The sequence below is a fragment of the Enterobacter sp. PL_is514 genome (genome assembly GCF_055816715.1).
Genome location: NZ_JBVPGN010000027.1, coordinates 183872 through 203083, shown reverse-complemented (window position 1 = coordinate 203083; position 19212 = coordinate 183872). Strand labels below are relative to the sequence as shown.

Sequence of the window (19212 nt, the reverse complement as noted above, 5' to 3'; positions counted from 1 at the left end):
AGCGTTTAACTCAGTGAAATGGTGATAGAAAAGGATTGTCCGGAGGTCGGGCGCGTGCCGGTGATATCGACATACAACGTCCCGTCGTTCTCCGAACGTTCGAAAGTGATGGCCGTCAGGCTTATCCGCGGCTCCCATTTCTGGATGGCGGAATAACAGCCGGCCATGATCTGCAGGCGCAGCGCCGGGCTCTGCGGCCTGTCTATCATCGCCGCCAGCAGCGAGCCGTAATCCCGCCGCATGACCCGCGAACCAATCGGCGTGACCAGGATGTCGCGCACGCTTTGCCGAATGTGTTCAGCCTCTGAAATGCTCAGCCCGGTCTGCCTGTTCATCCCCCTGTAACGCACCGTCATTGTGTCCCCTTAGTCCAGCTTCCGCCGCTTTGCACACTGCCGTGCGCGTGGTTGTCCACCTGCACCCCGTTGGAGGTGAATTTACCGCCGGAATGCTCAATATTTCCGGCCATCACACCGCCTTTCTGCACTTCCAGCGAGGCGGTAATTAACCTGTTGGTACACACCACTTCAGGCGTATCCAACGTGATGCGGGACGTTGATGTCACCCTCACCTCTGGCACTGTGGCGGTCAGCGATTCAGAGGCGGTAATATCGGCCGTTTTAATGCCTGCAACCGTCAGCGCCCCGCGCCCGGGTTCGTACTCGATCACCGCGCCGTCCGGAAACGAGACGTGGAACGCGTCAGGTGACCCGGACGGTGCCGGATGGTCGTCCGAGAAAATGCCGGGCAGAACAAAGGCGGTATCCAGCTCACCGCCGATGGCCAGCAGCAGCACCTGCTCTCCCTCGGAAGGGGCCCACCACACGCGCGAACGTCCCGCACGACAGGTTAGCCAGTTCAGCCAGGTGGTTTTCATCCCGCCGGTCTGGACACGACAAAGCCCTCTGTTGAGGTCAACGTCGGTCACAACACCGATACGAATCAGGTTGCGGATCGCGCGAGCGATACCGTTCATGGAAGTTAATGTATTCATGAGAAGAGAATGCCGTTCAGGAGGAACGGCAGCAACGAGACGGGGTTTTCTGCGGGATGATACAACAAGCGGTCCAGACAGCAGTCGGCTGGCGGCCTTCAGCGTGGGGAGCTTAGTCCTCCCACTGGCTGACCAGCTCACCGTTGATGTACAACGCCTTCGGACGCGTGACGGGCTCCGGCAGCGGCGGCTCCGGGGAATAGGTCGCGTGCAGAGCGCCCTGCTCCTGAGTGACAAGAATGCGCTCGGTCAATTGCACGCTGATGGTGATATCCATCGTATCGTCATCGTTTAAGACGAGCGTGAAGGTGTATCCGTTTTTGCGTCCTTCATCGAGGGTAAAAATGTCCGGCTGGTTTTCCCGCAGCCAGGCCAGCACCGGGACAAAAAATCCCTCGCTGTCGCCCGTGAAACCGCTAACCTTCCCGTTCAGCGCATACCGCTTTTCAAAGGAGAGAGAGGAGGCCAGTCGGGCGTCAATATTGCCGCTTCCGACCGACATCTGCAGGCGCTCCGGGTTGGCATTCAGCTGGGGGATCGCGTCAATTAATGCCTGACGCAGGCTCTTGAGTTTGTGCATCGAGTTTATCCTGACAGTCTTTTATGGTTTCAACCTGCAGCGCGCAGGCGATAAGGGCGTACTCAAGCCTGCGAATATCGGCGCTGAGATCGCCGTTAGTGGCGGGTTCGCTTCCCGGCATCGGGCAGCGGCTCACCTTCGGGCAGGCGTTGTAAACAATGGGCTGCGGAGGCGCAGGCGGTGCGGGTGTGCAACCTGCGGACAGCATCAGGCAGCTGAGCGGTATACCAGCGGCGTAACGCTTCATTTTCATTGAGTAATCTCCCGATAGTCGCTTCCCGTCTTGCCCTCTCCTCGCCCGCAGCGACAAGCTCTTCACGGAGCCTGACCTGGGCGTTTTCGTTTGCTCTGGCCATCCGTTGCGACTGGGACAGCTGATGGTTAAGCGTGGCGAGGGCATTTTTTTGTTCGCTGGCGACACGGTTGGCCGTGGCTAAAGAACGGGACAGGGTCTGGTTGTCATGACGAAGCCACAGCGCGATCGCCAGCAGTCCGGCCAGCATCAGCATGAGGACTCTCATGGCAGCCCCTTCATGCACCAGGCCTTCTCGCGGACGCGACGATTTTCCAGCCCGGTATTTTTGACGCCGTTGACGTACACCCAGCGGGTAAGCTGCCCGCACGCCTGTGACCACTGTTTACGTTTGATAAAGGAGACCAGAGTCGAACGGCAGGCAGCGCCTGCGCCGACGTTAAAGGAAAAACTCACCAGCGCGTCGTAGACACGCGGCGGCATCTCCACCGGCGCGCACGCCGCCAGACGACGCTCAACGTTGAGCACATCAGCGACCAGATTTACCGCGGCCTCACGCTCGGTAATGTCCCGCGTCGGCACGACATTTGCCGTGTGCCCAATGCCTGACGTCCATACGCCAGCGCTGCACCGGTAGGGCGAGAGGCGACATCCTTCGAGATCGGCAATCAGCGCCAGCCCCTCCGGGGAGGTTTTCAGTAATCGAAAGTCAGGCATCAGCACCGCCAGGGCCAGCACGCCGGCGACGCTGCAACGCTTAATGATTGAGTTCACGAATGCTCTTCTTATCGAGGCCCAGAGACTGGAGGTAGCGCCAGGTTTTGCGCTTAAACCAGTAATTCGTCAGCGCGGTAAAAATGGCGCAAAGGCTCCCCACGTACAGCGCAACCTTTTCAGGAGACATCGCCCCGAACCAGGCCAGCGCCACGGCCAGCCAGTAGGCGATAACCGTGGTGATTTTCTCCAGGCTCAGTCCCATAGGTTTACGGATTCTTTGGTGGGGGCGCTATTCACCTCCGGCATCTCTACCGACGTGCCGTGAGGCAAAATAACGCCTGACTCCGCGAGGCCAGGATTGGCCTTCAGAACGGCTTCTACGACGCCAGCCGTGCGCCCATAATAGCGGGCGCAAACGGCATCAAGCGTGTCCCCCTGCATTGCATAGATCTTCATCAGACGCTCCCAACATCCGGTTACGAGGTACTGTAGAGTTTCCCGGGCCGGCGGTCTTTTCGCTATCGCTGACGGATGGGCAATCTCGGACACAACAGACCGTCCACAAGCAGCGAAGCGTGGGTCGACGAATGCGCAAAATCTGAATGAGGGGGTACGTTCGGGCTATGACGCTGGGCTAACGCCAGCTCTCGTCTTCCCAGACTTCCCGGAGAATATTATCCAGCATTTCGCGATCGGCCTCTCCTTCAAGCCCCTGGAGCTCGACTCCCGTCACCGATCCTATTTTCACGCTCACCCGCGATGACGGAAACAGGGATCGTATTCTGCGGGTCAGTTCGCACTGAAAGGCTTCAACGACGGCATGGCCAATCTGCTGATCTTTATCGAGCGTAATGTTCACCCGAACGTTACCCTCTTTTTTGATTCGTTCCGGAACAGGCGATGCTGAGAAAACAACGGTAAATGCGTTGTTCTTGATTAAATTTCCCCGCGCAATCTCAGCAATCAAATTCAGGGCAATCTCACGATCTCTTTCCTGACATGTTCCTTCTGTCGTCAGTCGCGCAATCATCTCGACGCGTTCAATCATGACCTGCTCGTTCAACTCTCTGTCCACACAACCTCCACCACGAGATACTGTATAAACATACAGTAGCACGTATTCATAAAAAGAGTGAAGCGAAAAATCAGAACCCTTCACGGTATGTACATGATATGGATGGAGATTAGCGGGCTCTCTGAGCAAAGAGATCCGTTAAATAGCCAATACGTTCAAGGATTTTCCGCGCCTTGTGCTGATAAGAACGCGCTGCCGGAAAGAGCGATCCGTCAGCTGCGCCTCTGCACCATTTGTCGTTAAAGCGGCTAACGCCGCCAGCCATAAGATGCAGGGCCTCTCCACGGCTGATGGCGATTCTGGTGGCGAGCCGTATCTCATCGATCACCTTCTCCGGAACCCCGTTCTGCGGGTCGCTCGCGAAGACGATGGGCGACGACGCGCCAGGGCGGATGAATTTGATGCGTTCGGTTAACGCCCGCCTCGCACGCCTGCTGAGGGGTTGAGAAAGATCGGTCTGCGTACAGTTATTGACAGAACTCCGAGAGGATACAGGTGCGTCCTTAAGTTCCGCGGCCCGCTTCGGCACAATTTTCCACTGCGTGAGTCGGGTTATAATTGGGCTGCCCGCGCCAACGGCAGAATCGTACACGCCGCGGATGCGGACCGTTTCCTCGCCGTACTGGTTAAACCCGGCACCCGGCTCATACAGGGTGCGCACCTGTAAATCATCGCGACGCACAAACGGGCCGCCCTGTGCAGTAACGTATCCCGCCCAGTCGCCGGCGTCGGCAGCCTCATGGACGGCAGCAAACTCAACGCTCAGACCGCTCGCGGCCTCGGGATCCGCCAGACGCCGCAGCTCGCGGTAGACCGTTACCGGCGCGCCGCCAATAAACTGAAACTGGCGAATGTGCCAGCGCCCCGCCCAGGCCGACACGGCGGACGCCGTCTCCTTCAGCAGCCCACCGCTTTCGCTATCGGTCTCGCCATCGAGCGCATAGCCGTCGATATTCTTTGAGATGTATTTGGCAATATAGCCGGTGGCGCTGCCTTTCTGCGGATCGATCGCGTCCGCGTGAAAGCGCGCCTGTCTGGCGCTTTCGCTCTGCAGCTCAACGGCATCCTCCTGCCGCGCGTAGTCTCCGATAATCCGACGAACGCATTCGACATCTTCCGGCAGCATAAACATCAGCATGTGCCAGTGGGGCGTACCGTCGTGATGGGGTTCCGCAACGCGGATACCAAAAATACGGATCCCATCACGGTGGAGCTTTGCGCGGATGCGCGCCCACAGTCGGGTGAGGTAGCCTTGCGTATCCGCCGGACTGGCCCCGTTCCACTTCGCGTTGGGGTAGCCTGATTTCAGCGTCGCGTGATACTGCGCGGGTGCGGTTAAGGTATAGAACTCGCCCACATAGCCCAGCGCCTCACAGATATTTTCAAATCCGCGGATACGGGTCATCAGTTCACAGCGTCGTATCGCCGGGTTGGCCACCGAGCTATCGAATTTTTCAATCAGGCTAATGCGGTTGCCCTCTTCATCTTCCAGCTCCATGCCCTTGAGAAATTCGCGGGTGCGGCGCTTCTGCTCGCGCCACTCGGTCACGCAGCGTTTGCTCGCATACGCCGTTCTCCGTTTGCTGACGTTGCCGAGGGCAATCTGCAAATGCTCGCGCCAGGCCGCCGCGACCCGACGCAGACGCCCGCGCCACCACGCCTCGGAAAACATGCGTATCACCGCCGCGGCAACGTCATCTTTGTCGAAACATGTCTTCGACACCCGTTCCCAGTGCGGAGGCGACACGTTGAACTGGCGGGCGATCAGTCCGGCGCGCTGATACCAGACGTACAGCGTCTGGTATTCGCCCATCTCAGCATCGTTAATATTCGCCAGCTCGCCGCGAATAAAGCTGGCGATATCGGCGGCCAGCAGGTCGATGTCCGCGCGGGACATATCCGGCAGACGGTTATAGCGGGCAACCAGTTCGACCATTCGCGAGGCAAGGTACTGCAGAAGCAGGGTATCGAAATGGCCGTCAAACACGGTTCGGGAGACTGCTTCATGCAAACCTGCGCAGGCATAGCGTTCAGAGACCCGCCGCAGGCGAGGTAACATTCTTTTGCAGAAGCGGATCAAAAAGGCGTTAGCCTGCGGGCTGCCACGATGCTGTTCGAGGGCGTCAAACGCGCGCCAGACCTCAAAACGCACGCAGTCAGGCTGCTGTGAAAGAGCCATTCTTGCCTGCTTCAGCGCCGCGAAGAAGCGATCGCGGCGCTGCTGTTGGGCATGGGTGAGATAAGGGCTGGCAATGGCCGACCGTGGGGCATTCCACGGATAAGCAAATGACGTCGCCAACTCATCCTCCCCGGACGTGTTTATTTTTCATCTCTGCGATCTCCTGACAGGTGACGCACAGGGCTACGCCAGGCACAGCTATTCGGCGCGCCTCCGGTATCGGCGCCTCGCAGTCCTCACAGAGGAAACGCGAAGGCGATGCGGGTCGTCTGCGGGCACGATTAATGTGGCGCTCTCTGTCTTCCTGCTCGCGCGCCTGGGCAAGATCGATAAAATCGGCCATCAGTGCAGCTCCTGGGATTCACGCTCGTAGCGAGCCGCTTCGTGGCACAGCAGTTCGGCAACGTCCTCTCCGCTCATACTGGTTTTGTAGATATGGCTCGCCAGCGCCTCCAGGCGCAGGGAGACAGCGAGGGCTCGCGCGCATCGTTCCTCCGTTTTTGCCTCTGCCAGCAGGCGTTTCAGTTCTTCACTTCCGATCGGATAAGGGCGGTTTTCACTGTTTCGCATCACGCGTTCTCCTTAAATTCAGGCAAAAGGATGCCCGGCGGGTTTACGCCATTAGTTTTGGGTTGGGTTATATCGGCATGGTCAGCCGTTCAGGAAATAAACTCACAACAGCACGAAAATGGTTCATGGCGTTAATCAGCGCCCGTTTCTCTTCGGTCGTCAGCTCGCTGATATCGCACTCATGCCGGGCGACGGGCAATCTCGCCAGGAAAAAAAGGGCGGCCAGTGCCCTGCAGTTCTCCTCAAAACAGGGGTCGCGCTTATCGCGCAGCTCGGCCATAAACCGCGCCAGCTCTTTTCCGCTATCGCTCCCGTATCGGGCGCGCAGTTCAGCGACGTGGTTAAGCCCGTTAAGACGCGCTCCCACGCTAAGTGGAACCCTTGCACGGGCAGCTTCTATCGCCATATCACCCCTCGCATAAATTCACGCACGCTAATGTGCTGAAAACGGGTACAGCACGGTTTTTTCCACCGTTTGATGATTGCGATTTCAGAAGCCATGCTGCATGATTCCCATTTTGATACTGTCTGCAATCATTAGCCTCTGTTTGCCAACGTCTGCCGCTGATTGCCCGAATTTGCAATGATATTAATACCCAATTGAGTATTAGTAAACACCCAAAGGAATATATTTTGATCTTAGATTCTCAAGTGAATAATGAAGAGTTACTCGATAGAATCTGTCAGGTATATGGTTTCACGCAGAAAATCCAGCTGGCCCGGCACTTTAATATCGCCGCCAGCTCGCTTCAGAACCGCTACGCGCGCGGTACCGTCTCTTACGACTTTGCGGTTCAGTGCGCGCTGGACACCGGCGCCAGCCTTCGCTGGCTGATGACCGGCCAAGGGGCGCAGTTTGCAGGAAACCCCGCCCCGGGCGATCCCGTTTCAGTTTCGACATTCACACTCAGTGACGGGAGACTGGAAGAAAATTCCATTTTGAGTATCGACTCTGCTTTCTTTAGCAAACCGCTGGCGCGCGGCATCGCCGTCCGGGCGGAGGGGAAGCTGCACTTTATCGAAAAAGACGCATCGTTAACCGACGGCCTGTGGCTGGTTGAGATTGAAGGCACCGCCAGCATCCGCGACCTGACGCTGCTGCCGGGTAAAAAACTTCACGTGGCGGGCGGCAAGGTTCCGTTTGAGTGCGGTATCGACGAGATTAAAACGGTAGGGCGTGTGGTGGGGATCTATAGCGAAGTAAGCTGAGGATGTTTCATCCCCCCCTCGTGGCTGTGGATCTGCCGCAAGATAAACCGATACAGAGAAGCGAATTATATGTCCGTATAATTCGCTTCTCTGTTCTTGTTTAATCAGGCTTATAACACTCATAAAAAAATATATGTTTTTAAATTATATTTTTTATTACTTCATTCAACCAATGAATGCATGTAACTGTAGTGACACGAAATATTACAAACAGAAAAATCATGAAGGAGTAAGGTCAGAGAAATTAATTAAATAAATGGAGTTAACCAGAATGGCTATACCAGTTTATCTCTGGCTTTACAGCGAAGAAGGGAAACAGTTAAAAGGTAGCGTTGATGTACATAGACGCGAAGGTAGCATTGAAATAACCGGACTGTCACACGGCGTAGAGATACCTACAGATGATTACTCCGGAAAAATAACAGCCACACGCCAACATTCTCCCTTTGTTTTTACAAAAGCGCAAGACGTCTCAAGTCCTTACCTTTATCAGATCGTTAGTACGGGGAGCGTTCTTAAATCTGCTGAGCTAAAAATTTATCGAATCAACCACGCAGGGCAGGAAGAAGAATATTTTAATATTTTTATGGGAAATGCACGTATTACCTGCATTGTGCCTTATATGGAAGATGTGAAGGATCCCGACTTCACACATTATGATCATATGGAAGCCATAGAAATGACATATGAAAAAATAACATGGAAATATCTGGACGGTAACATTGTCCATTCCGATAGCTGGAAAGAACGCAGCGCGGCATAAGGGGAATAGCTCATGGCATGGACCTACTACCAAAGTACCGGTGAACTGTGGCATAAAGGTAAACTTATTGGCACAGGGTATTCCGGAAACCTGACAAACAAAAATAATCCAGACCGTCAGCACGTTAAGGGGATGGGACCATTACCACGCGGAACGTATCGCATAGGAGGCCATACATCCTCAAGGGGGCCAATGACAATTAACCTCAAACAAACCTCTGGTGAGAGCTATGGGCGATCGCTGTTTCGCATCCATGGTGAGAAAAAGGCACCAGCCATTCCTGGTTTTGCATCAGAGGGCTGCATTATCATGGGACCTCACATTCGCTCTAAAATAATTCTTTCGTCAGATCGTACGCTTGAGGTAGTTCGTTGAAAAAGTACGTGTTTTCTCTAATTACCTGCATTCTTACGGCTTCCTGTATAGCGTCAGAGAGTGACTGGATAACCTATATTAAGCTGGTGTCCAGCGCTGACATGGCAGCTATTCAGGCATTACCAGCGAAGATTAAAAGCACTGGTGATAATCTGGATGACGAGCATGCTGAACAGTTGGCGACCGCCATCAGCATGGCGCTTATCCGCGCCCCAGAATTAGTGCTGAATGTCACCAATCAATTTGAGTTGAACCCAGACCCTTTACAGCAACGGTTTGGAACCACTTTGATATGTAGCATACCGATGATGATACACAGCACTAATGCGGAGGTTGAAACCTATTTAGCAAAGGCTAAACCAGCATTGGAGAAAGCGGGCTCCCCAGCAAGAGAATGCTTAAGCAATATGCTCGATGTAATCAATGAGGTTAAGCAAGAAAAGGATAAGGACTCAAAACGTTAGCATCATATTATAACAAGCGCTCTTCTGAGCGCTTAATCTTTGAACCATTAAATAATAAACTACATATCACTCCAGTTTATCCAAAAATAAAAGAGCACATGGCTAAATCCTCCCTTTCAACCATCACCGTATCAAATAACAGCGGCTGCTCGGCTATGAGTGCGACGCAGAAATTTGAAAATATCTATATCCCACCGGGAATGAACTTGATATGAAAACGATGCAGCTGTTTTTGATTATGTTAGTGATATCGCACGTGGCTTATGCAAATGACTGTACTTCTGTTGAAGAAATGGACAAGGCAGATAACGCAGCCTCTGCCATTCAGGACTGGCAAGGCATCCATTCTTTTTACAAAAATTACAGACAGTGTGATGAGGGATATATCGCAGAAGGGATATCAGCGACTATTGTCGGGCTGTTAGCCGACAACTGGAAAACCTCCCATCAACTCATGCAGCTATCTGTAAACGATCGCGCTTTTGAGTCATGGATGATTAATCACATCGATACGACCACGAACGATCGCGAACTCGATAAAGTCGTGAGAAACGCCACGGATAGCTGTCCCGAAGGCGGTAAAGCGTTCTGCAATCAGATTGAGAATGCCGCACAAGGCGCGTTGAAGGAATTGCAAAGCCCATAGCCAAGAATGGTTTCACAGGTAGAGCAGGAAACGGAGCTATCCTCACCCTCCACCTTACAGGCTCCTGCTCACTTCCCCACCTCACAAACTGCAAAACTAAAGAAATCCCCCATCGCGCCGATCATCATCCGTGTGTATTATTTCCTGTAGCTTTTACAACAACTAACCTTAACTCAAATACTTAAGCGCCAAAGCGAAAGGCATCATGAGCACACCGATCAAACGGCTAGAAATCATTAAAAATGCCATTGAACTGGAAGATGACGACATCATCCAGAGCCAGCTGACACGCCTGAAAAATGAAGCGTTTGACGATGAGCTACAGGCAATCGTCGTGGCGCTTGAGGAGAAGAACTACACCGCGGCCATGGCGGCCATTACCGCCTGGCTGCAGGGCCAGCGCGCCGTCACCCCGTGGCGCGACCCGCAGGTGGCCGCCAGCAAGCTGGAACTGAAGGCGCTGGAAGAGCGTCTGCGCGATCTGATTGACCGCCGCAACGCCCGCGTGCAGCAGCTTGATGAGTTTAACGATCTCTATTTTTCCCGCCTTGGGCCGCTGATGCAGCAGATCCTCGCCCTGCGTAAAACCCTGGCGGAGCTAAACCTGCGTCGTCAGCAGGCGGAAGCGCGTCGTCGCGAGGAAGATTACCGTCGCTGCCAGCACTATATGGCGCAGGCGGTAGAGGTGCTGGCGACGCTCACCCAGCGCTGGCGCGATCTCCCGGCCGATTCCGTACAGGCCGCTGAGGCGCGTAAGCATCTGGAACAGCAAAGCAATCTGATTGCCAACCTGCTGGCCGAAGCGCTGGAGCTGGAGAGCGGCTTAACGCGCGAAGAGGAGCCTGCGCGTCAGGCGCGCGACGAGGCGAACGAAGAGTACGACAAGTATCGCGAGCAGCATCATGATGCCGAAGTGCGGCTGCGCAAAGGTAAGCATCTTTCGGAAGAAGACCAGAACGAACTCAAGCGTCTCTGGCGGCAGGCGAGCAAGCTCTGCCACCCGGATCTGGTGGCGGACGATCTGAAAGAAGAAGCCAACAGCATGATGGTGCAGCTTAACCAGGCGAAGCAGCGCGGCGATGTGAAAGCCATTCGCTCGCTGGTGGCCCGTCTGCAACAGGGCTTCGAGCCATTGATGGCCAGCGACAGGCTGAACGATCTGGAACGTATCCGCAAAAAAATGGCGCAGGTCCGCGAGCAGATCGACATTTTAGTGAACGAGCTGGCGGAACTGGAGAAAGAGGAGTCCTGGCTGCTGGTCTCGTCGCTCAATAATATGGAAGCGTACTTCGCTCAGCAGGAGAAAGCGCTGCACGAGGTCCGCGCCTCGCTCGAACATCAGGTGAGCGAAGCGCAGCTGGATTCGGCAGCCTGATTATTTGGCGTGCCAGTATGCGCTGGCACGCACCAGCTGCGGGTCAATGGCGTCGGCTTCAAACTGACGGCTCAGGCTTTTCACCACCTTCCCTTCCCCGGTCAGCCAGATAAAGTAATCGTCCCCCGGAACGGTCAGCGTCGCCAGATGGTCCGCGACTGCCTGCTCGCTGTGGCCCACCACCCAGGTGATGTTGAACGCGCTCAGGTGCGCCAGATAGTCCTTATACGATTCATCCCCAACCGTCACGACCGCCTGCACATCCGGGCGAACCGGCAGTTGCGCAATGCTCTCTAAGCGTCGACGCAGCGCGGGCATGCCGGACTCGTCGCACACGTACAGCTGCCAGGCGTAATCCTCCGGCACCACCAGCGAACCGCGCGGGCCGCCGATGGTCAGCTTATCGCCTACCTTCGCCTGTATCGCCCATCCGCTGGCTATGCCGCCGTCATGAATGAAGAAATCCAACGCCAGCTCATGACGGGCCTCATCGTAGAGCGGCGTATAGTCGCGCGCCTGTGGACGCACGCCGTCACCCCAGTCGATGCCTTCATCGGTGACCACCGGCGGCGTAAACGTCGTCCCGGGTGCCGGGAAAAAGACTTTGGTATGGTCGTCGAAACCGCGGGAGCTAAAGCCCTCCAGCGCCTCACCGCCTAAAACAATGCGCTGGAAACCCGCGCTGGCGCGCTCAACGCGGAGCACCGTCAGCTCGCGAAAACGCAGGTCATTACGAACACGCTGTGGATAACGAGTAGATGCCATTTTTAGACCCTTTTCTGGTGAATACGATATATCTAAATCAATTTTCAAATGATAATGATTACTAATAATGAAAAATGCAAGATCTTTTAGATTGCATCTGAATATATCTTAGATATAGTTTAGATATATCAATTAAAGGACCTGTTATGCGACACGAACACGACAGCGGCGGGCGCCGACCGCGCTTTTTCGGCCACGGCGATCTGCGGCTGGTGATTCTGGATATCCTGACTCGCAGCGCGAGCCACGGCTACGAGCTGATCAAAGAGATTGAAAACCTGACCCAGGGGAATTACACCCCGAGCCCAGGCGTCATCTACCCAACCCTGGATTATCTTCAGGATCAGTCCTTTATCACCATTACGGAAGAAGAGAGCGGGCGTAAGCGCATTGCGATTACCGCTGAAGGACAGCGCTGGCTGGATGAAAACCGGGAACAGCTGGAACAGATCCAGGTGCGTATAAAAGCGCGCAGCGTCGGTTTTCAGCTGCGCAAAAACCCGCAGATGAAGCGGGCGCTGGATAACTTCAAAGCGGTGTTAGACCTGAAGGTGAATCAGGGAGAGCTCAGCGACGCGCAGCTTAAGCAGATTATCGGCGTGATTGACCGCGCGGCGCTGGAGATCTCCCAGCTGGATTAAGCCGGCGCGTGCTCGCTCACGCGGAAGACGCGTACCAGCTCTTTCAGGTGCATCGCCTGTTCGTTAAGCGATGCCGCCGCAGCCACAGACTCCTCCACCAGCGCGGAGTTCTGCTGGGTGGTGGCATCAATCAGGCCAATCGCGCTGTTAATCTGCGAGATACCTTCCGTCTGCTCGTGGCTGGCCTGGCGAATTTCCCGCAGAATCACGTCCATCTCCTCCACGTTGCCCACCATCCCGTTGATCAGCCCACTCGCTTTTTCGACAAGGTTCATCCCGTCCTGGGTCTGGCTGGTGGAGCTCTCAATCAGCTCACGGATTTCGCTGGCAGACGACGCGCTCTTCTGGGCAAGCTGGCGAACCTCACCGGCCACCACCGCAAAGCCGCGTCCGTGCTCGCCGGCGCGCGCCGCTTCCACCGCCGCGTTGAGCGCCAGAATGTTGGTCTGGAACGCAATGGCGTCGATCAGGTCGATAATGTCGGACATCCGGTTCGATGTTTCGTTAATCAGGCGCATTTTGCTGGTCACCTGCTTCATCATCTCACCGTTGTTTTTGACCACCGTGGCGGCATCGGCAGAAAGGTTGGTCGCTTCCCCGGTATGCGAGGCGGTATTTTTCACCGTCGCGGTGATCTGCTCCATCGAGGCGGCGGTCTGTTCGACAGAACTTGCCTGCTCTTCCGTGCGCGCGGCCAAATCCTGGTTCCCGGCGACAATCTGCGCGGCTGCGCTGGAGATATTCTCCGAGCCGGTTTGCACCTGCTGCACAATGTCCAACAGTCGCGTCTTCATCTCCATCAGCGCATGCAGCAGCAGACCCGTTTCGTCTTTGCCGTGCGGCGTGATGCTGCCCGTCAGATCGCCCTCTGAAATGGCTTTTGCAAAATGCACCGCCTCGCCGAGCGGACGTGTGATAGCGCGCACGATAAACCAGCCAATCAGGCTGCCTGCCACGACGCTAAAGAGCGTGATCAGGATCAGCAGCAGTCGGTTAGACCTGAAATCTCCTTCTACCTGCGCCCCTGCACTCTGCATCTCGCTGTTTTGAATAGTAATCAGCTCCTTCACCTTCGCTTTATAAGCCTGCTGCACGGCGAGGGTGGTGGTGGTCATCTCCTGAATAGCGCCCGCACGATTGTTGTTCTGCACCGCCTGCAAAATGCGGTAGCGCGAGTCCAGATACTGCTGGCGCACGCTGCGGATATCCGCCAGCACCTGCTGAGACTTTTGATCCTGCAGCGCGTTGTTCAGCTCGCCCAAGATCACCGTGATGTGCTCGCTGATCTCTTTCAGGCGCTGCTGCGATTGTCCCGTGTAGGTACCCTGCTCATCCAGCAGCATCAGCTGTTGCGTGCTAATAAATTCCTGGAAGTTATCGATTAACTGGTTCGCTTTTACCGTGGTCGGATAATCACTGGTAATAATGGATTGCATCCCGTTATTAGCCCGGTTCAGACTCAGCAGAGACAGGCTCGCGCTGATCGCCATCAGGACAATAAAGAATCCAAACGCCAGAAATAATTTCGTGCCGATCTTTACGTCATGTAAGAACATATTTTCTCCATCGATGTGATTATTTCTCAGACGATCGCTGTTATCGGTAACGAATTTGCTAACTTTATGACTTTGATCGTTTTTTTATTTCATAACCCTCACAATGCATAGGTGTAGGCTATTAATATTGCTTCATCGATCGTTACCAGACCGTCAAACGAGGTATTTTTGAAACAGGATTCTGAAGAACTGACTTAGGCAGGAATAAATAACTGAGGCACTTTCTTTAGTTATTTAATATGAACTTAACAATAAAATACATTAATAGTCACAACCAGAAAATAAAAAGCCACTTATTCCTTACGGAATAAACGGCTTTTCCGGAACATTATTGACTCAATGGAGCACGGTCACCGCATCCTTAAGGCGTCCGGCGCGATGCTTCACCATCGCAGAAATGTGGGCGCTCTCCTCGACCAGGTCGGCGTTTTTCTGCGTGATGCTGTCGAGTTCAGCCACCGCGCGGGTCAACTCTGAAAGTCCGGTTGCCTGCTCGGAGGTCGCGTGGCTGATCTGGGCGATAAGCTGCGTCACGTTTTTCACCTGCACAACGATATCATCCATCGTACGGCCTGCGGCGTGTACCTGCTCAGAGCCGGACTGCACCTTGCTGGCGCTGGCATCAATCAGTTTACGAATATCATTCGCGGCACTGGCGCTGCGGCTGGCAAGATGGCGGACTTCGCCCGCGACCACGGCAAAACCTTTGCCCTGCTCGCCTGCCCTTGCCGCTTCAACCGCCGCGTTCAGCGCCAGAATATTGGTCTGGAAAGCGATATCGTTAATCAGAGAGGTAATCGAGCCAATTCGCTGCGTGCTGTCGGCAATGTCATCCATCGTTTTAACGACGGTCTGCATCGCGTTGCCCCCTTTCGTTGCCGCGCTGCTCGCGGCCACGGAGAGTTTGTCCACCTCGGCGGCGGTTTCGGAGTTACTCTGAACGGACGCGGCCATCTGGTTCATTGTCGCGACGGTCTGCTGCACGTTCGCGACGGTCTGACGCGTACGATCGTTCAGATCTTCATTCCCCTGCGCCAGCCTGTCGCTGCCGTCACGGACGCTCACCACCTGGCTCGACACGTCATTGATCAACCAGCGGCACATCAGGCCCAGTTGCCCGACCGCACGCAGCGTCAGCCCCAGCTCGTCGCTGCGGTTCAGGTGCTGCACGCTGTTGCGCTCGCCGGTGGCGACCTTCAGCGCCTGTCGCGCCACATTCTCTATCGGGCGGACAATCTGTTGCTCAAACAGCAGCGTCCCCAGCAGCATCACCAGCGCGGCTGCGGCAAGCGGCATCCACCCGGCGGAGGTCGCGACCAGCGTGGCGGCGAGTACAGCAAAGAGCACCGCCATCACGCTGCGCACGCGCCAGCGCAGCGGCATTGCCGGCAGTTTGCCCAGCCAGCCCTTTCCGACCACCAGCCCTTTATGAATACGTTTTTTACAGCGCCCGTCGTTCAGCGCCCGGTAGAGCGGCTCCACGGCGGCAATCTCTTCCGCTGTGGCTTTGGTGCGAATGGACATATAGCCCGTCACCTGCCCGCGGCGCACCATCGGTACCGCATTCGCACGCACCCAGTAGTGGTCGCCGTTTTTGCGCCGGTTTTTGACAATCCCGCTCCACGGCTCGCCCTGCTGCAGCGTGTACCACATATCGGCAAACGCGGCTTTTGGCATATCGGGATGGCGTACCATATTGTGCGGCTGGCCCGTCAGCTCATCGAGCTGGTAGCCGCTCACCTGCACAAAGGTGTCGTTGGCGTGGGTGATGTAGCTGTGGACGTCTGTGGTAGACATTAAGGTGGTGTCATCGTCCAGAGGATATTCATTCTGGGTGACATAGGTTGGAGAGGACATGGCGTGCATCCCTTGCAGGTTATTTGAATGTTAATTTTGTGGGTCAATGTTTTTTCGGCGGTAAACAATTTATCTTTAGTTGTTAAACTTGATGGAGATCGCAGATTTGACTTAAACCATACTTTTTGTACGATTTTTTAATCCATTGATTTCAAATACTTTCACAGAGAAATTACCCACAAAGCATGACCCGTTAATGCCCGCTTAAGTCGCAGCGTATGCACTTCTTTAGTGCAGCGGCGCTCTTCCCCCTTCTTTTATACTCTCTGCCCCGTACCGCTAAACCCCGTTTGGCTTCTATCGGCATGATTAAATATTGTGCAACATTATTTTAACCTGGCGTTTATCCCGATTTTCGTTAAGTCATCTGAAGTGGCGTAATCCCTGCAATACTTAAACCAGTATCATGTGATACGCGATCCCCGGGAGCACATTTTGAACAGGTTACCTTCCAGCGCCTCGGCTCTTGCCTGTACCGCGCACGCACTGAATCTCATTGAGAAGCGAACGCTCGATCATGAGGAGATGAAACAACTTAACCGAGAGGTCATCGATTACTTTAAAGATCACGTCAATCCAGGGTTTCTGGAGTATCGCAAATCTGTTACCGCCGGCGGGGATTACGGAGCCGTAGAGTGGCAAGCGGGGAGTCTGAACACGCTTGTCGACACCCAGGGACAGGAGTTTATCGATTGCCTGGGAGGTTTTGGAATTTTCAACGTGGGGCACCGTAATCCAGTTGTGGTTTCCGCCGTACAGAATCAACTTGCGAAACAACCTCTCCATAGCCAGGAACTGCTCGACCCGCTTCGCGCCATGCTCGCGAAAACGCTGGCGGCCTTAACGCCCGGCAAACTGAAGTACAGCTTCTTTAGCAATAGCGGCACGGAATCGGTCGAAGCGGCGATTAAACTCGCCAAAGCGTACCAGTCGCCGCGCGGGAAATTCACCTTTATCGCCACCAGCGGCGCGTTCCACGGGAAATCCCTGGGTGCACTGTCTGCTACCGCCAAATCCACCTTCCGCAAACCGTTTATGCCGCTGCTGCCGGGCTTCCGCCACGTGCCGTTTGGCGACATCAACGCCATGCGCACCGCGCTGAGCGAATGCCGCAAGACCGGCGATGACGTGGCGGCGGTGATCCTGGAGCCGATTCAGGGCGAAGGCGGCGTGATCCTCCCTCCGCAGGGCTATCTGCCCGCCGTGCGTCAGCTGTGCGATGAGTTTGGCGCGCTGCTGATCCTCGACGAAGTCCAGACCGGGATGGGGCGCACCGGCAAGATGTTTGCCTGCGAGCACGAAAACGTGCAGCCGGACATCCTGTGCCTGGCGAAGGCGCTCGGCGGCGGCGTGATGCCGATTGGCGCGACGGTGGCCACCGAGGAGGTCTTCTCGGTGCTGTTCGACAATCCGTTCCTGCATACCACCACCTTTGGCGGTAACCCGCTGGCCTGTGCGGCCGCGCTGGCGACCATCAACGTGCTGCTGGAGCAAAACCTGCCCGCGCAGGCGGAGCAGAAAGGCGACATGCTGCTGGACGGCTTCCGTCAGCTAGGCCGGGAGTATCCGGATCTGGTGCAGGACGCGCGTGGGAAAGGGATGCTGATGGCGATTGAGTTTATTGATAACGAAACCGGCTATAGCTTCGCGAGCGAGATGTTCCGCCAGCGGGTGCTGGTGGCCGGAACGCTCAACAACTCGAAAACCATCCGCATTGAACCGCCGCTGACGCTGACGATTGAGCAGTGTGAGCAGGTGCTGAAAGCGGCGCGTAAAGCGCTGGCAGCGCTGCGGGTGAGCGTGGAAGAGGCGTAATCAACGCCGGGTGGCGTTACGCTACCCGGCAGTTTTTTATCGGTGAAACTCCGCCACCGTCATGGTGAAGCGAAGCACGGTATCGCTTTCATTGGCGTAGCCGTGCGACGCTTCCGTTTTCGCCACCGCCGACGCACCAGCGTTAACCTGGGTCACCGTCTCATCCACCGTCAGCGTTAACACGCCCTCGTTTACGTGCAGCAGCTCAAAGGTTCCCGCCGGGTGCCCCGGAGAGGTAAAACGTTCTCCCGGCTGCATCTCCCACTGCCATAACTCAATCATGTCAGGTCCCGCGGTACCCGCCAGCAGTCTGGCACGTCCACCCAGCGCGCCCTGCCACAGCACCGGAATCGCCTCTTCTTCGATAACATGTACCAGCGGCTCGCTGGAGACGTTGACAATATCCGCCACGGAGATGCCGAGCGCGGCGGCCAGCTTGCACAAAATGGCGATGCTGGGATTGGCTGCGCCCTTTTCGATCTCCACCAGCATCCCTTTGCTGACGCTGGCGCGGCGGGACAGCTCGTCCAGCGACAGCTTTTTCTCTTTACGCCAGTTGCGGATGCGGTTCGCCACGGCCAGGCTTACCTGGGCAACATCGGCACCCGAATCAGTCATTATATTGACTTTATCAGTCATTGGTCACTACCATGGTATAAAACAGTCAATACAGGATTATTTATGTCTCTCGTTACGCCGTCAATAGATTCGCGTCTTGCCGGGATTGCCCCAGGCTTTCGGGCGCTGAGCATTCTGGTTGAAGCTGCGCCGATTACCCACCCGGAGGTAGCGCCCGCCGCGCTGGCGCAGGCCTGCCAGCAGATGTTGAATGATGATGTGCCGTGGGCTGATGCACACCTTTCAGACTGGGATGAGGTGTTTAAAGCCTTCGGCGCGAAACCGAAACGCACGCCCTGTTCCGCCGCGGCCCTGCGCAAGCGGGTACTGAAAGACGGTTCGCTGCCGTCGCTGGATCCGGTGGTGGATATCTATAACTCGGTGAGCATTCGCTATGCCATTCCGGTGGGTGGGGAAAATCTCGCGGCGTACTCGGGTGCGCCGCGTCTGACGCTGGCCGACGGCAGCGAGCCGTTTGATACTTTAAAAGAGGGACAACCAGTGGTAGAACATCCGGAACCTGGCGAGGTTATCTGGCGCGACAACCTCGGCGTCACCTGCCGCCGCTGGAACTGGCGACAGGGGGTGCGTACCCGTCTGGACAGCCAGGCGCAATCTATGTGGTTTATTCTTGAAAGCCTGCCGTCGATGCCGCTTGCGGCACTGGAAGAGGCGGGAGAAGAGCTGGTCAACAACCTGCAGCGGCTGATGCCGGGGGCCACGGCTCAGGTTAAGATGCTGACGCTGTAAGAGGACAACA

26 protein-coding genes are annotated in these 19212 nt (G+C 55.6%); 9 read left to right on the top strand and 17 right to left on the bottom strand.

Annotation, left to right across the window (positions count from 1 at the left end; genetic code table 11):
- Positions 1-5: 5 nt before the first annotated feature.
- The 13 genes from AC0TNG_RS05085 to AC0TNG_RS05025 all read right to left on the bottom strand — a co-directional run bounded on the left by AC0TNG_RS05085 (position 6) and on the right by AC0TNG_RS05025 (position 6774).
- Positions 6-356 carry a GPW/gp25 family protein gene (locus AC0TNG_RS05085; protein WP_157189747.1) on the bottom strand — a complete coding sequence of 117 codons (351 nt, stop codon included), beginning with the start codon at positions 354-356 and terminating at the stop codon, positions 6-8.
- Positions 353-994, bottom strand: coding sequence for a phage baseplate assembly protein V (locus AC0TNG_RS05080; protein WP_032645069.1), 642 nt, complete (start codon positions 992-994; stop codon positions 353-355). Before AC0TNG_RS05080 ends, AC0TNG_RS05085 begins: the two co-directional genes overlap by 4 nt.
- A gap of 112 nt (positions 995-1106) precedes the next feature.
- Entirely contained in the window at positions 1107-1574 is a 468-nt protein-coding gene (locus AC0TNG_RS05075) for a phage tail protein (protein ID WP_032645068.1), read from the bottom strand.
- Positions 1537-1782 (bottom strand): Rz1-like lysis system protein LysC, encoded by a 246-nt coding sequence (lysC, locus tag AC0TNG_RS05070; protein ID WP_229226321.1) that lies wholly within the window; start codon positions 1780-1782, stop codon positions 1537-1539. The genes AC0TNG_RS05075 and lysC overlap by 38 nt, the downstream gene beginning before the upstream one ends.
- Complete coding sequence (gene lysB, locus AC0TNG_RS05065; protein ID WP_063622459.1) at positions 1670-2095, bottom strand: Rz-like lysis system protein LysB; 426 nt, start codon at positions 2093-2095, stop codon at positions 1670-1672. The genes lysC and lysB overlap by 113 nt, the downstream gene beginning before the upstream one ends.
- Positions 2092-2601, bottom strand: a complete 510-nt coding sequence (locus AC0TNG_RS05060; protein ID WP_024906439.1) for a lysozyme — start codon at positions 2599-2601, stop codon at positions 2092-2094. The genes lysB and AC0TNG_RS05060 overlap by 4 nt, the downstream gene beginning before the upstream one ends.
- Positions 2585-2806: a phage holin family protein gene (locus AC0TNG_RS05055; RefSeq protein WP_023309247.1), complete on the bottom strand. Its 222-nt coding sequence runs from the start codon at positions 2804-2806 to the stop codon at positions 2585-2587. The genes AC0TNG_RS05060 and AC0TNG_RS05055 overlap by 17 nt, the downstream gene beginning before the upstream one ends.
- Positions 2797-3000: a tail protein X gene (locus tag AC0TNG_RS05050; RefSeq protein ID WP_104950066.1), complete on the bottom strand. Its 204-nt coding sequence runs from the start codon at positions 2998-3000 to the stop codon at positions 2797-2799. The genes AC0TNG_RS05055 and AC0TNG_RS05050 overlap by 10 nt, the downstream gene beginning before the upstream one ends.
- A gap of 178 nt (positions 3001-3178) precedes the next feature.
- Positions 3179-3619 (bottom strand): DinI-like family protein, encoded by a 441-nt coding sequence (locus tag AC0TNG_RS05045; protein WP_024906437.1) that lies wholly within the window; start codon positions 3617-3619, stop codon positions 3179-3181.
- Positions 3620-3728: 109 nt separating this feature from the next.
- Complete coding sequence (locus AC0TNG_RS05040; RefSeq protein WP_024906436.1) at positions 3729-5918, bottom strand: replication endonuclease; 2190 nt, start codon at positions 5916-5918, stop codon at positions 3729-3731.
- A 1-nt stretch (position 5919) separates the two neighbouring features.
- Positions 5920-6141: a TraR/DksA family transcriptional regulator gene (locus AC0TNG_RS05035; RefSeq protein ID WP_032650300.1), complete on the bottom strand. Its 222-nt coding sequence runs from the start codon at positions 6139-6141 to the stop codon at positions 5920-5922.
- Positions 6141-6368, bottom strand: coding sequence for a DUF2732 family protein (locus AC0TNG_RS05030; protein WP_148768958.1), 228 nt, complete (start codon positions 6366-6368; stop codon positions 6141-6143). Before AC0TNG_RS05030 ends, AC0TNG_RS05035 begins: the two co-directional genes overlap by 1 nt.
- 67 nt (positions 6369-6435) lie before the next feature.
- Complete coding sequence (locus AC0TNG_RS05025; RefSeq protein WP_024906434.1) at positions 6436-6774, bottom strand: DUF5347 domain-containing protein; 339 nt, start codon at positions 6772-6774, stop codon at positions 6436-6438.
- 227 nt (positions 6775-7001) lie between these two features.
- Between AC0TNG_RS05025 and AC0TNG_RS05020 the strand changes: the two genes are divergently transcribed.
- The 6 genes from AC0TNG_RS05020 to AC0TNG_RS04995 all read left to right on the top strand — a co-directional run bounded on the left by AC0TNG_RS05020 (position 7002) and on the right by AC0TNG_RS04995 (position 11200).
- Entirely contained in the window at positions 7002-7577 is a 576-nt protein-coding gene (locus AC0TNG_RS05020) for a phage repressor protein CI (RefSeq protein ID WP_473712448.1), read from the top strand.
- 271 nt (positions 7578-7848) lie between these two features.
- Entirely contained in the window at positions 7849-8340 is a 492-nt protein-coding gene (gene tssD / locus AC0TNG_RS05015) for a type VI secretion system tube protein TssD (protein ID WP_473712449.1), read from the top strand.
- A 12-nt stretch (positions 8341-8352) separates the two neighbouring features.
- Positions 8353-8715 carry a tlde1 domain-containing protein gene (locus tag AC0TNG_RS05010; RefSeq protein ID WP_071994439.1) on the top strand — a complete coding sequence of 121 codons (363 nt, stop codon included), beginning with the start codon at positions 8353-8355 and terminating at the stop codon, positions 8713-8715.
- Between the two features lie 101 nt (positions 8716-8816).
- Positions 8817-9179 carry a hypothetical protein gene (locus tag AC0TNG_RS05005; RefSeq protein WP_231103412.1) on the top strand — a complete coding sequence of 121 codons (363 nt, stop codon included), beginning with the start codon at positions 8817-8819 and terminating at the stop codon, positions 9177-9179.
- 211 nt (positions 9180-9390) lie between these two features.
- Positions 9391-9825 carry a hypothetical protein gene (locus AC0TNG_RS05000; RefSeq protein ID WP_061716449.1) on the top strand — a complete coding sequence of 145 codons (435 nt, stop codon included), beginning with the start codon at positions 9391-9393 and terminating at the stop codon, positions 9823-9825.
- Between the two features lie 205 nt (positions 9826-10030).
- Positions 10031-11200 (top strand): DNA repair protein, encoded by a 1170-nt coding sequence (locus AC0TNG_RS04995; protein WP_473712450.1) that lies wholly within the window; start codon positions 10031-10033, stop codon positions 11198-11200.
- Here the strand turns inward: AC0TNG_RS04995 and AC0TNG_RS04990 are convergent, their stop codons facing one another.
- The gene (locus tag AC0TNG_RS04990; RefSeq protein ID WP_473712451.1) at positions 11201-11965 is read right to left on the bottom strand and encodes a siderophore-interacting protein; all 765 of its coding nucleotides are present in this window, start codon (positions 11963-11965) and stop codon (positions 11201-11203) included.
- A gap of 146 nt (positions 11966-12111) precedes the next feature.
- On the opposite strand from AC0TNG_RS04990, the gene AC0TNG_RS04985 reads away from it, so the two are divergent.
- On the top strand, positions 12112-12606 hold the full coding sequence (locus AC0TNG_RS04985) for a PadR family transcriptional regulator (RefSeq protein ID WP_024906427.1): 495 nt from the start codon (positions 12112-12114) through the stop codon (positions 12604-12606).
- Here the strand turns inward: AC0TNG_RS04985 and AC0TNG_RS04980 are convergent.
- Together AC0TNG_RS04980 and AC0TNG_RS04975 are read right to left on the bottom strand one after the other, a co-directional pair.
- Positions 12603-14162: a methyl-accepting chemotaxis protein gene (locus AC0TNG_RS04980; protein WP_473712452.1), complete on the bottom strand. Its 1560-nt coding sequence runs from the start codon at positions 14160-14162 to the stop codon at positions 12603-12605. The genes AC0TNG_RS04985 and AC0TNG_RS04980 overlap by 4 nt on opposite strands.
- 336 nt (positions 14163-14498) lie before the next feature.
- Positions 14499-16019, bottom strand: a complete 1521-nt coding sequence (locus tag AC0TNG_RS04975) for a methyl-accepting chemotaxis protein (protein ID WP_032650310.1) — start codon at positions 16017-16019, stop codon at positions 14499-14501.
- Positions 16020-16454: 435 nt separating this feature from the next.
- Here AC0TNG_RS04975 and ygjG point away from each other — a divergent pair, with 435 nt between their 5' ends.
- Positions 16455-17834, top strand: coding sequence for a putrescine aminotransferase (gene ygjG / locus AC0TNG_RS04970; protein ID WP_198313983.1), 1380 nt, complete (start codon positions 16455-16457; stop codon positions 17832-17834).
- Between the two features lie 36 nt (positions 17835-17870).
- Here the strand turns inward: ygjG and AC0TNG_RS04965 are convergent, their stop codons facing one another.
- Positions 17871-18473: a helix-turn-helix domain-containing protein gene (locus AC0TNG_RS04965; protein WP_048992625.1), complete on the bottom strand. Its 603-nt coding sequence runs from the start codon at positions 18471-18473 to the stop codon at positions 17871-17873.
- A gap of 42 nt (positions 18474-18515) precedes the next feature.
- On the opposite strand from AC0TNG_RS04965, the gene AC0TNG_RS04960 reads away from it, so the two are divergent.
- Positions 18516-19202: a B3/B4 domain-containing protein gene (locus AC0TNG_RS04960; protein WP_024906422.1), complete on the top strand. Its 687-nt coding sequence runs from the start codon at positions 18516-18518 to the stop codon at positions 19200-19202.
- Positions 19203-19212 lie beyond the last annotated feature (10 nt).